The sequence below is a fragment of the Salibacterium halotolerans genome (assembly GCF_900115625.1).
Lineage (GTDB): Bacteria > Bacillota > Bacilli > Bacillales > Marinococcaceae > Salibacterium > Salibacterium halotolerans.
The window spans coordinates 1-12,062 of record NZ_FOXD01000005.1 but is presented as its reverse complement, the minus strand read 5'-3'; the positions used below and the strand labels follow the sequence as shown (position 1 = coordinate 12,062).

Annotated in this window: 14 protein-coding genes and 1 riboswitch; of the genes, 3 read left to right on the top strand and 11 right to left on the bottom strand. The window is 47.6% G+C overall.

What is annotated here, in order from left to right; all coding sequences use genetic code 11:
* Positions 1-70: 70 nt before the first annotated feature.
* The 4 genes from BM124_RS05650 to prsW all read right to left on the bottom strand — a co-directional run bounded on the left by BM124_RS05650 (position 71) and on the right by prsW (position 4,150).
* On the bottom strand, positions 71-1,900 hold the full coding sequence (locus tag BM124_RS05650) for a bifunctional homocysteine S-methyltransferase/methylenetetrahydrofolate reductase (protein WP_093335929.1): 1,830 nt from the start codon (positions 1,898-1,900) through the stop codon (positions 71-73).
* Between the two features lie 29 nt (positions 1,901-1,929).
* Positions 1,930-3,036: a methionine biosynthesis PLP-dependent protein gene (locus BM124_RS05645; RefSeq protein WP_093335928.1), complete on the bottom strand. Its 1,107-nt coding sequence runs from the start codon at positions 3,034-3,036 to the stop codon at positions 1,930-1,932.
* A gap of 100 nt (positions 3,037-3,136) precedes the next feature.
* Positions 3,137-3,242, bottom strand: a riboswitch (SAM riboswitch).
* Positions 3,243-3,305: 63 nt separating this feature from the next.
* The gene (locus BM124_RS18815) at positions 3,306-3,470 is read right to left on the bottom strand and encodes a hypothetical protein (protein WP_170840990.1); all 165 of its coding nucleotides are present in this window, start codon (positions 3,468-3,470) and stop codon (positions 3,306-3,308) included.
* A 17-nt stretch (positions 3,471-3,487) separates the two neighbouring features.
* On the bottom strand, positions 3,488-4,150 hold the full coding sequence (gene prsW / locus BM124_RS05640) for a glutamic-type intramembrane protease PrsW (protein ID WP_342028597.1): 663 nt from the start codon (positions 4,148-4,150) through the stop codon (positions 3,488-3,490).
* A gap of 100 nt (positions 4,151-4,250) precedes the next feature.
* On the opposite strand from prsW, the gene BM124_RS05635 reads away from it, so the two are divergent.
* Positions 4,251-5,225 (top strand): asparaginase, encoded by a 975-nt coding sequence (locus BM124_RS05635; RefSeq protein ID WP_093335926.1) that lies wholly within the window; start codon positions 4,251-4,253, stop codon positions 5,223-5,225.
* Positions 5,226-5,233: 8 nt separating this feature from the next.
* Here the strand turns inward: BM124_RS05635 and BM124_RS05630 are convergent, their stop codons facing one another.
* The 6 genes from BM124_RS05630 to BM124_RS05605 all read right to left on the bottom strand — a co-directional run bounded on the left by BM124_RS05630 (position 5,234) and on the right by BM124_RS05605 (position 10,764).
* A complete protein-coding gene (locus tag BM124_RS05630) occupies positions 5,234-6,211 on the bottom strand; it encodes a YpdA family putative bacillithiol disulfide reductase (RefSeq protein ID WP_093335924.1) in 978 nt (325 codons plus the stop codon).
* 16 nt (positions 6,212-6,227) lie between these two features.
* On the bottom strand, positions 6,228-6,791 hold the full coding sequence (locus BM124_RS05625) for an adaptor protein MecA (protein WP_093335922.1): 564 nt from the start codon (positions 6,789-6,791) through the stop codon (positions 6,228-6,230).
* 123 nt (positions 6,792-6,914) lie between these two features.
* On the bottom strand, positions 6,915-7,670 hold the full coding sequence (locus BM124_RS05620; protein WP_093335921.1) for a metallophosphoesterase: 756 nt from the start codon (positions 7,668-7,670) through the stop codon (positions 6,915-6,917).
* Positions 7,671-7,983: 313 nt separating this feature from the next.
* Complete coding sequence (locus tag BM124_RS05615; protein WP_093335919.1) at positions 7,984-8,214, bottom strand: hypothetical protein; 231 nt, start codon at positions 8,212-8,214, stop codon at positions 7,984-7,986.
* A 23-nt stretch (positions 8,215-8,237) separates the two neighbouring features.
* Positions 8,238-9,710 carry a RecQ family ATP-dependent DNA helicase gene (locus BM124_RS05610; RefSeq protein ID WP_093335918.1) on the bottom strand — a complete coding sequence of 491 codons (1,473 nt, stop codon included), beginning with the start codon at positions 9,708-9,710 and terminating at the stop codon, positions 8,238-8,240.
* On the bottom strand, positions 9,697-10,764 hold the full coding sequence (locus BM124_RS05605) for a YpbB family protein (RefSeq protein WP_093335916.1): 1,068 nt from the start codon (positions 10,762-10,764) through the stop codon (positions 9,697-9,699). The genes BM124_RS05610 and BM124_RS05605 overlap by 14 nt, the downstream gene beginning before the upstream one ends.
* Positions 10,765-10,957: 193 nt before the next feature.
* Between BM124_RS05605 and BM124_RS05600 the strand changes: the two genes are divergently transcribed.
* Both BM124_RS05600 and BM124_RS05595 read left to right on the top strand, forming a co-directional pair.
* Positions 10,958-11,200, top strand: a complete 243-nt coding sequence (locus tag BM124_RS05600) for a ferredoxin (protein WP_093335915.1) — start codon at positions 10,958-10,960, stop codon at positions 11,198-11,200.
* Positions 11,201-11,304: 104 nt separating this feature from the next.
* Positions 11,305-11,796 carry an inorganic diphosphatase gene (locus BM124_RS05595; RefSeq protein ID WP_093335913.1) on the top strand — a complete coding sequence of 164 codons (492 nt, stop codon included), beginning with the start codon at positions 11,305-11,307 and terminating at the stop codon, positions 11,794-11,796.
* 20 nt (positions 11,797-11,816) lie between these two features.
* On the opposite strand, the gene BM124_RS19150 is transcribed toward BM124_RS05595, so the two are convergent.
* Positions 11,817-12,062, bottom strand: a 246-nt coding sequence (locus tag BM124_RS19150) for a hypothetical protein (protein ID WP_212634938.1), incomplete at its 5' end; no start/stop codon positions are given.

The window sequence follows — 12,062 nt, the reverse complement described above, 5'->3', positions numbered from 1 at the left end:
ATCACCATAACCGATAAAAAACTCCCTCTGTGATGACAAAAGGAGTTTCACTTATAGCAGCTGGAGCTTTTTAGAGGTTATTATTTTTTTTGCGTACATAGTCTGTTAATTCTGCCGTCATATCAAAGCGTAAAAACGGTGTGATCAAATAGACCCCGTTAAAATACCGCAGGGCTTCGTCAATCAATTCCTTTGAAATGGCAAGGCCTTCAGCCTGCGCGGTCGCGCGGTCTTCCCCGCCTGCTGACATTCTTACTCTAATTTCCTCAGTCAGCTGTATGCCGGGTACTTCGTTGTGGAGAAATTCAGCATTCCTGCTGCTGACAAGCGGCATAATCCCTATATAAATCGGAGTGGATAGATGTTTCACTTCCTTATATATAGTTTCGAACTGCTCTTTTGCATACACCGGCTGAGTCATAAAATAATCCGCTCCGGCATCGATCTTTTTTTCCAGCCGCTGTACCGCTTTATGTAGATTTCTCACATTAGGATTAAACGCGGCGGCGACCGTGAATGATGTTTTTTCGCCCAGAGAATTACCGGAATACGAACGGCCCTCATTCATTTCTTTAATCAGGGAAATAAGCTTAGTGGAATTCATATCATAAACCGATGTAGCACCCGGAAAATCACCGACCTTTGACGGATCCCCGGTCACAGCAAGAACATCCTGGATGCCCATTGTATGCAGGCCGAGCAGGTGGGACTGGATGCCGATCAGATTCCGGTCCCGGCAGGCAAGATGCAGAAGCGGACGCGCCTTTGTTCTGTTCTGGACCGCGGCCGCCATCGCCAGATTATCAATCCTCGGGCTGGCAAGAGAATTATCCGCCATTGTCACCGCATCTGCACCTGCCTCATAAAGCGCCTCCGCCCCGCGTATAAACTTTTCAGTAGTCAGTTTTTTCGGAGGATCGAGTTCCACAATTACCGAAGGTCTGTCAGGATTGACTGCATTCAGCCGCTGTTTTGGTGGATGAATTCGTGAAGCAGCCGGAATTTCCTGAACCATTTCCAGTGTATGCGGCTTCTCTGCAAGCGGAGTGCTGTTTTTCACTGCTTTTGCTGTCCAGGCGATATGATCCGGTGTCGTGCCGCAGCACCCTCCTATAATGCGCACCCCTTCCTTTTTCAAATCAAGCGCGCGCTGATAAAAATAGTCGGGATTGGACTGGTACACAAATCGGCCGTCATCCAGATCCGGCAGGCTGGCATTGGGATAGGCGGAATAATAAACACCCTTCATTAATGGAACACGTTCAAACGACTGTATCAGATGATACGGACCCATTCTACAGTTCAGCCCTGCCACATCAGCCCCTTCTTTTTGAAGTTCCTGAAATACTTCGGTGACAGGTATACCTCCATGCATGACTCCAACTTCCCCGAGAGCGGCCTGGGCGATAATTGGAATATCTGTCATGCCCCGAAGCAGCCGCACTGTATCCAAAAGCTCTTTCCAGTCATAAAATGTCTCCAGAATAAAAACATCCGGATTTTCTTCCAACAGTGTTTCGACCTGTCTCCGGTAAGCTTCACGAATGGTTTCTACCGAAATATCAAGTGGCTGTATTCCAGCGATTCCTCCAACGGTGGCGGCCGCAAATGCGCGCGAGCCGGCGGCCTCCCTGGCAAGACGCATTCCCTCCCGGTTAATACTTTCCACCTTATGTTCCAGTGAATATTTTTTCAGTTTCACGTCATTGGCAGCGTACGTATTCGACTGAATAATGTCTGCTCCGGCATCCACATATTCCCTGTGAACGCGTTGAATGACATCCGGTTCCGTCACATTCAGTGATTCAAATGAACCGCTGTATCCTTTATCATAGAGATAGGTTCCCATGGCTCCGTCCCCTACCAACACTCTTTTTTCCAATTCGCCGACGATATTCATACGTGTCCATCCTTTCTATCGAACCCTGATCAGGAGAGGTTATTCAAAGCCTGATCCAGATCAGCGATTAAATCATCCGCATGCTCTATTCCTACCGAAAAGCGCAGAAGCCTGTTGCACACTCCGTTTGCAATTCTTACGTCTTCAGGCATATCTGCATGCGTCTGGGTTGCCGGATACGTAATAAAGCTTTCTACACCGCCAAGACTCTCTGCAAACGTAATAACCTGCAGATTCTGAAGCAGTGGATTGACCCATTCTTCATGTTCAACACGAAAGGACAGCATGCCGCCTTGTCCCGGATAGAGGACATCCTTTATCCTCTCATGATTTTCAAGAAACGCCGCAACAGCCCTGGCATTCTCCGTATGTTTCTGCATGCGGAGAGAGAGTGTCTTCATGCCTCTCATCAACAGCCAGCAATCCATCGGTGAAAGAATGGTCCCCATACCATTCTGGAAATCTCCGATGGTATTTGCGGTTTCTTCATCTTTCGTGACGACAAGACCCGCGATGACGTCATTATGGCCGCCCAGATACTTTGAAGCGCTATGAACGACTACGTCCGCTCCTTCCTGCAGAGGCTGCTGCAAAAGCGGTGTGAAAAATGTATTGTCTACAATCAAAAGAAGGTTGTACTCGCCCGCAAGAGCCGACAACGCCTCAATATCGGCCTCCTGCATCAGAGGATTGGTCGGCGTTTCAATAAACAGAGCACGGGTATTTTCACTTATCAACGAAGCAAAATCTTCTAAATAGCGCGGATCACCGTACTGGATTTTCACGCCCCAGCGGGTCCATCCTTCTTCAAAAAGCCTGTAGGTCCCCCCGTATAAATCCTGGGAAGCCAGAATTTCATCACCATAGGAAAACATCGAAAACAGTGTCTGGATGGCAGCCATCCCGGAGCTGAAAGCAAACCCCCGCGTTCCTCCTTCCAGGTCGGCTATGGATTGTTCGAGAATGTCCCGTGTTGGATTGCCCGTTCTCGAATAATCATAACCTGTGGATTGTCCGATACCGCGATGCCGGTAAGCGGTTGAAAAATAGACAGGCGGGTTCACCGCTCCTGTCTTATCGTCTGTGTTATTGCCTATTTGAACAAGACTGGTTTCTACATGATGACGGCTGCTCATTTTGCTTCACACCTTTGCCGGTAAAATATTTGTAAAAAATAAAGGAAGGCCTTCTCCCTTATAAGAAGAAGGCCTGTTTTCCACCATGGATACGTACTTCTTCTCATCTTCCAGGTAAAACTACCTGTTGGACTTAGCACCTGACCGGGTTCCGGCTGGCTGCTGAGATATCTTCGGGCCTGTCCCTCCATCTCTCTGGATAAGAATCTGTATGATATTGTTGTTATTAAAACCGTACACGATAACCACTGGTTTTGCAACAAACAATATTATTCCGGAGTCACATCTATTCGGAGGTTGGATTCATTGCCGCAGACGCACTGCTTGAATCCTGTTTCCAGCTCTCCATTTTTATTTGTCCTGCCTCGGAGCACGTATTTCTCCCCGCAGCCGGGACAACGCACAATAACGCGGTAGCGTGTTTCAACCGCCATTTTTTTGAGCACCCTTTCTATGCTGTTTTTCCATCTGCTTTTTTTGTACGGGACAACGCAAACCACCATAAAAAAAACATAAACGGAACGATAATATATAATACATTTTCGTGAATAGTCAGTAAAATATAATCGTATAGACCGTGCAGAACAATCGGAACCACGATGGACAGCAGCATCCATAATTTGTGACGCCCGCTTTCCTGCTTTTTGGCGCTTCCCATATAGTATCCCATAACAACGCCGAATAGAGCGTGGCTGGACACGGGAAGAAAAGCACGGCCGATCGCCGAATCAATACCGAGTGCCATTAAGTACATGATATTTTCAGCGGAAGCAAATCCAAGAGACAGCGCCGCTCCGTACAATATGCCATCATATCTCGTCTGTAATGGTACAAACCGGTAAACAGCAAAGTAAAGCAGAAACCATTTAAAAAATTCTTCCATCCCGGCGGCACTCCCAAATGCCCTCACCCAGTTGAGTGTAAGGAGTGATTCCGCTTCCATAGCATACTGCAGCACCATAATGGGAAACACGAGCAGGGCGCCGATAACAAAAGCCCTTATAACCTGGATAAGTGTATTGGATTCATATTCATTTCGGAGATAAAAGTAACTGAGGAGTGCAATGGCCGGTGCCAGGGCCGCTGTTATAAGCGCAATCACTTTCGTTTCCAACCCCTCTCGTTCTCTAATCTTAACACGGTGTTTTCAGACGGGAAAAGAGAACTTATGATAGTATTGCAAGGCAAAAATCACGGAAAGGAATGATACATACATGAAAACCATTGTTATTCTTCACACAGGCGGAACCATTGCTATGCAAAAAGATGCAGGTAACGGCGGTATAACAACCGGAGAAAAAAATCCCCTGCAGCAGTCACAAATACCGGCTGCGGGTACCCATCATATTATCTCTGAAGAACTCATGCATCTTCCTTCTCCTCACATGACACCGGCGGACATGGTTTCTTTATACCACAGTATGAACGACCGCATCCGCCGTTTTCATGCCGACGGTGTTGTGATCACTCATGGTACCGACACGATGGAAGAAACCGCCTTTTTGCTTGACCTTTTTCATGAAAGCAGCCTTCCCGTCGTTTTGACTGGTGCGATGAGGTCTGGGAGCGATCTGAGTCCGGACGGACCTTTAAACCTTGCCGCCGCTGTTCACACGGCAGCCTCCGACCAGGCATATGGGGCAGGGGTGCTCGTTGTGATGAACGAAGAAATTCACGCTGCATCCGATGTGATGAAGATGCATACTTCCAACGCAGCGGCATTTCAAAGTCCCGGATCCGGGCCGCTCGGCCGCGCGGTAAACAACCAGATCCAATTTAACCACCGCCCCGTGCCCAAGCGTACGTTTCAGGTCGGACCGATGGATAAAAAAGTACTGCTTTTAAAAACTTACACCGGCATGGAACAGGAAATACTGAGCCATCTCTTCTCTCTTCCGCTGGATGGCGTTGTTCTTGAAGGAATGGGGATCGGAAACATTCCTCCCGCTGTTGCCGCTCTCGTTCATTCTCTGCTCGAGCGCGGAGTCCCGGTTGTTCTTACCTCACGATGTCCCGGTGGAATCGTCCAGGATGTGTACAGTTACGAAGGGGGCGGCCGCAGATTAAAAGAGGCCGGTGTCCTGTTCACCGAAGGTCTGAGCGGTCCAAAAGCAAGACTGCTGTTAACAGCCGCTCTTGAATCCTGCGGATCAACGGAAGAACTCAGACAATGCTTTGAAGCACGCTGAACGTCCGCCTATCGGCTTGTCTTTATCGAAGATGCGATACGCTCCCCGTGATGGCGCCCGTTTTCAATAAATATTTCGTTGGCATCATTTCCGGCGGCAAGTACCCCGGCGATATAAATACCCGGCTGATTTGTTTCCATCGTCCGGGGATTGTAAACCGGGCGGCCGGTGTCCAATTCCACTTCCACTCCCATGTTCTGTAGAAATGAATGATCGGGATGGTAGCCCGTCATCGCAAACACAAAATCAGAAGGCACGTGAAAAGATTGTCCATTTTTTTCATACCACACATCTGCCGGCGTGATTTCAGTCACATCTGCTTCATAGACCATGTCCACTTTTTCATGACGGACCAAGGAATAAAAATCAGGAAGAATCCAGGGTTTTACAGCTTTTGAAAATTCATTGCCGCGGTACAGCACGGTTACCAGTGCCCCCGCTGATTCCAGAGCAAGAGCCGTATCCACGGCAGAATTTTTTCCCCCTATAACGGTTACTCTCTGCTGAAAATAAGGGTGGCTTTCCCTGAAATAATGAAAAACATGAGGGTAATCCTCGCCCGGAATGTTCATGATGTTAGGATGATCAAAGTAACCTGTGGCCACGATAATTTTTGCTGCGTGGTACAACTGTTTCGGTTTGTTCCAGGGTTGTGTTTCCAAGATAAAATGTCCGGACGTTTTCTCCACCCTCTCGACCTGCTCGTAAGACTGAATGCGGAGTCCGCTCTTTGCAGCTACCTGACGGTAATAGACAAGCGCTTCGTGGCGTTTTGGTTTGCGTTCAATCGAAGGAAACGGAAAGTCTCCAATTTCCAGTTTCTCACTTGAACTGAAAAAGGTCTGATGAAGCGGGTAATGCGAGATGGCGTGAACGACATTCTTTTTTTCTATTAACAGAGGATCGTATCCCTGCTTCTGTAAAGCGATGCCGGCTGCAAGCCCGCATGGACCTGCGCCGATAACAATTACGTTTTCCTTATTCATCGTTATTACTCCTTGATTACATATTCCATCCATATCCAGCAGCGAGAAACTGAAGAGCATTCTTTTCCTGCAGCACGGTGCCTTTTTCACGAATGTCTGCAGTGTTCAGACAGGACCGCTCTCCGTATTCTTCCATCAGCATTTCCAAATTCTCTGAGGCAGCGGCGCCGTCCTCAAACAACAGGTAGCTGAAAGGGTAAAAGAAAAGGAGCGTCCCTCCTGTTAAATCATGGTGCTGCGCCTGCTCAGAAAACGAGATAAGATCCTCTTTTGCTGCAAATCGAAATAAAAGTTCAGATTTCCCAGAAGAAGGCCGGTTCATTTTCAGTTTCTGCCCTTCCTCATCCATGCATTCAATAATAAACAACAATACGTCATCCCATGATCTGCTGATTTCAGCATGGAGCTGTGCATCTTCCCCGATATTGAAATGATCGCAGATGATCTGGAACAATACGGCAAACAGCATTTCCGATTGCTCCGATGACCAGCCGCCGTCTGCAGTCAACTGACGGTAAAAATGCTCATCTTCGTGCAGACGTATCATGAGACGGTCTTCCGGCCAAGTATATAATTCCATTATTCTCCCCCTGTTCTTCCCGCATTTCCGACCTAACAGAGCTTTCTGCCGTCATCTTATTCAACCGCAGGGAAAGGAGTGAGAGTAGATAAAAAAAGACCGTCTGGTGAAGCGTAACAGCTGTCAGGTTCGGGATCTCAGTTTGATAAGATGTGTCTCGACCGGCGCGCCGAGACGCAGCGGAAGTTTCGTCGTCCCAAAACCGTTGCTTATCAAAAGAGGAAATCCATATCTGTCTTTCCATCCACCGGGTTCACCGGGACTTAGTTTTCCAATTCGTATTTGACCGCCGTGGGTATGACCGGACAGTGCCGCGTCAATCCGGTTTCTGCCTTCGATATACTGGAGATCGGCGGGATCATGGAGCACAAATAGCAGCGGTCCGGTTTTCGGTATACTTTGCAGCATAAACCGGTCCACGCTTAATGTGTTGCTCCCTGCGCCTGCGATAGGAACAACACGTCCGCCCGCGTCCCACGAATAAATGCTGTTTTCCAGCACCACCACTCCTTCTTCTTCAAAAAGCCGTTGCAGCTGCCCTGTATTTTTTTCTATATCGTTATTTCCCCATACAAAGAGAACCGGACCGATTTGTTTTAAACGCCTGATATTGAGGCGGATTCTGGGGTACGGCACCCCTTTTTCGAGCAAATCCCCACCGATAATAACAAGGTCCGCTCCACGTACCTTCCGGATAAGAGAAACCGGAATACGACGGCGGTGAATATCGGAAATGAAAAAAATACTTTTGCCTTCAAATGGATCCGGCAGAGACGGTACAGTCAGTTCTTCTTGCACGACGTTTGTCCTGCCGGCTTTGAAAAACATCCAAAGCACGACTGCACTGACACATGCCGTCATGTATTTTATAAGAGTCATTCCATGATCTACCTTTCTTTTTTGAGCAGCCCCGTTTAAACAAAGACATAGCTTTTTTCTACGGCATTCTAGTATAATGAAAATATAAAGATTATGTAACGGAGGCTGTTGTACATGGATTTAACGATATTCATGACGGGGACAGCATGTTTTGGAGCAGGATTCTTTCTATTATTATTTTTCCTGCTGCGGAAAAAACAGCTCTTTATCCCCTTTCTTCTCATGGGGGCGGGGGTGGTGCTCTGTTTTGCGGGTCTTGTCTTATCCTCGCCCCTCACGAATTCCGATCATGCAACCAGCTTGTATGATAGTACTATAAATCAAGCCAGACCGGCGTCAGAACCGCCGCCGCAACCATTATCAGAAAAATAACAAGCAGAAACCGCGCCGCAGGAAAACGAATGTTCCACTTCACTTTTTCTGCCTCTTTGGAATGTGTCTCACTGCGGGGTGGAAGAGAAGCGGAGTCCTTCTCCTTCGGGTCCCGGTAGTCTCTGTTTTTTCTGCGGAGATTCTCCGCTTGATCGCTGTGTTTTGAAGACACTGGACTTCTTCCTTTCTTCCAGGCTATTGGTGCAGAATCCATTTTAGTCTTTCTTCCCAGGACAACGCCTGCTGCCCGGTATTTCTATGCTGCTCCTGCCCATGCATCGTATGCTCCCCGCAGACATCACAGCAGGGAGACACGGTGCTTGTTTTATGTTCGTCAAACACTTCAAGCAGTGTTGTTCTCCTGCACTGTACTGTTTGGTGCAGCCAGTGTTCTTTCTGCTTGAGTTTCTCCAGTTTCCATTCCATACGCCTTTCAATAACAGCCGAGACAAATTCATCAAGCGGTTCTGCCCCTTTCGTCTTCTGCCAAGTTTGTATGTAATACTGAAGAAAACGGGCGTGAACCTCTTCCAGGCCATATCTTTCAAGAAGAAACCGGCTCGAAACAACGTCCGGTCGTTCCGGGTCATGACTAACCATCCGGACTTCTTCTTCTGAAGGAAATTCGTGTTCAATCATTCTTCTCGGGAGCATCCCGTCGGCTGTGTCAAACAGGACGAGAGACAGACTCTGCCTGCCGTCCCTCCCGGCTCTTCCGATTTCCTGCATGAACGATTCCATATCCTTTGAATAGTGGTAATGGATAACAAAACGAATGTTCGGTTTATTAATTCCCATTCCAAACGCATTCGTGCAGCATATAACATCTATTTCATCATTAAGAAACTGCTGCTGTACGAGCCTCCGGTCTTCATTACTCATCCCTCCGTGATAAGCTGACGTTTTCAGGCCGTTCTCCTCCCTGATGAAAGCAGCCAATTCTTCTGCTTTATGGCGGCTGCTGACGTAAATCATTCCAGGGAGCGGAAGCCGGGAACATTCATCCTGCAGCGTTGTGCGCTTTTCTTCTTCATTTTTCTTTTTTCTCACGTCGATGTATATATTCGGTCTGTCCACCGAATCACAGTGTATAAATGGACGGGTGAGCTCCAGTTTTTCCATAATGTCTTTTCTTGCTTCAGCGGCTGCTGTTGCCGTCAGCGCAATACAGGGCGGATTTCCGGCCATACGCCGTATTTCTTTTATCCTCAGATAATCGGTCCGGAATTCGTGCCCCCACTGTGAAATGCAGTGAGCTTCATCGACAGCCAGAAGTGAAACATCAAGCTTTTGCAGACGTGACGCGAATTCCGGCTGCTGCAGGCTTTCCGGTGAGATATAGACGATTTTATAATCATTCAGATGACGCAGGATATACTCTTTTTCAGGTGGACTCAAAAAACTGTTGTAAGCCGCTGCCCGTCGGATACCGGCCTGCTTCAGTTCCTGCACCTGATTTTCCATCAATGACAAAAGAGGGGATACAATAATAGCTGTTCCATTTTTCCATAAAGCCGGAAACTGATAGCAAAGGGATTTCCCCGATCCTGTCGCAAGCATCGCAAATACGTCTTCCCCGCGGATCACTGCTTCAATAATCTGCCGCTGTCCGTCTTTAAATGTTGTATATCCAAAATAGTGTTCCAGAAATGGTTTAAGCTTGTCCATTATCGTCTCTCCCGTAAAAAGCAAGCGTCAATCGTATGCAAAAATAGTCCAAGTGTTCAGCAGGGGATACAGCTTCTTTCAGTACTTTCAGTCGCTTCGTCTGTAACGTCTTTGCATAATGCAGAATAAGACGCTGGTCGTCTTCTGTCACAAAGTCTCCAATGGGGAACTCTTTTTGTTCAGAAGCAATTTCGACAAAATGATCTTCAATGGTACTCATTTTCAGATTCCGCGCTCTGGCAATCTGTTCCATGCCGTGCCCCTCATTCATATAGCGCAGGGTTTTTTTCGTCGTTTCTGTCAGTATATCCCGGATGGCCAGACCGGAGGCCGCCCGCACGAGCGTAGACGACCTGTCTGCATGTTCCAAAAGGTAATGAACAGCACTGAGAAACCGGAAACGGCATTCGTCTTCACTCATCTCAAGACGGTTCGACAGCTGCGTCCACGTCTGTCCAGTCAAATGGTATCCGGAAATCCGGTTCATAACAAGAAAGGCATCTCCGTCATCCAGTTCACGTAAAAGATCCCGCAGTTCTACAAACAATTCAGATGCTGTCTGCTTTTTTCCTTCGATCGTCCGCGGCCAGTTCTTTTTCAACCACTGCTGCACCGAAATATCCTCAAAAACCGGAAGAAAGCGGCGGTTGCCGGCAAGCGTCTGAGAGAGACACTGAACAAAAAGTGCTGTACGTTTCCAGAATACGGCTGCACTTTTTCCGTAAAGCCACCCATTAAAAACCGGCGGCCACCTGTAATCACAGCGGAATGTTTCGTTTTGGCTTCTGCCTTTCTCTGTAATGATGATCCGGTTGTTCTCTGAGGCGATATACCGGTTATTCTGCATATCCTTCGTTTCCTGTTCAAATTCTGTTTCCTTCCAGTAAGGAAACATACGGAAAAAATAAGTAACGTCATACCATTTTATATCCTGTATCGTCTGGGACGATTTCTTCCCTGTTAAAATATGATAAAGGGCCTGAATGGAACGTTCCTGATTCATTCGTTCGGCAAGTAATAAAAACATCTGCCTCCGGAAGGGTAATGCCTGCATTAGAATACCTCCTCCCCGAAAAGATATCAGGACGCCGCCTTTTTATTTCCTGAAAAAGCCGGTCCGTCCCGGTTTTCTGCTCTGTTGAAAAGTTTACCATGAAAGCTTAGAATGTAAAATAGAATAAGATAAACAACGAACCCGCTTATTGATAAATAATACATACATCTGTCTTTTTAAAGGGGGAAAAATCATGGCTCACTACACCATTGTCGACAAAGATACATGTATCGCCTGCGGAGCATGCGGTGCAGCCGCGCCGGACTTATTTGACTACGATGACGAAGGTCTTGCCGAGGCCATTGTAGACAAAAATTTCGGAACGTCCCCCATTCCGGAGCGGATGAAAGATGATCTCCTGGATGCCTATGAAGGCTGCCCCTCCGATTCCATCAAAGTGTCCGCCTCCCCATTTCACGGCACCGTAGAAAAATAGTGGGCGCCCCTTTGCGATCGGTTCGAAACAGGTGTTTGTTTTATTTTTTTTTGTTACCTGCTATAATTCGTACGGAACCATTACATACCAAAGGAGGCTCTTTTATGAGTACTGAGAACCGAGAAGTCGAAGCTATTATTGAAATTCCAACCGGAAGCCAGAACAAATATGAGTTTGACAAGGACAAAGGCCATTACAAACTGGACCGCGTCCTTTTCTCCCCGATGTTCTACCCTGCAGAGTACGGTTACATCGACAACACGCTGGCACTCGATGACGATCCTCTTGACATTCTCGTCCTGGCCACGAATCCGACATTCCCAGGCTGCGCGATTGATGCACGGGTCATCGGATACCTTCAGATGGTGGATGACGGAGAAGAAGACGAGAAGCTGCTCGGTGTCCCGGTTGAAGACCCGAGATTCGATAATATCCAATCGATCGAAGATATACCAAGCCATAAGCTTGATGAAATCTCCCACTTTTTTAAAACCTATAAAGACCTTGAAAACAAAAAAACTGAAATCGGAAAATGGGAAGACGCCGCCGCCGCTGCCAAGCTGGTGGACGAATGCATCGAACGTTTCAACCAATAAATAGGTTATACATTTAGTAATTAGACTGGGACAAAACCTTTATAAGATAAAAGAATGCCGAACGATTTTTTTAAATCGTTCGGCATTCTTCGTTTCTTAGATACACCGCTGCGCCAAAATGCTTTGCTTTTACTCCGGAGTACAAGGGCGACATCGATTCGCTGGGGCTCATCGTGTCTTCTTTGCCCCGGGCACGGCTCGCGTCCGCAGTTCCTCCGGATCAGCTGCTTGTCGAAACCGACGGACCCGGCCGTTCCAGGGCCCGA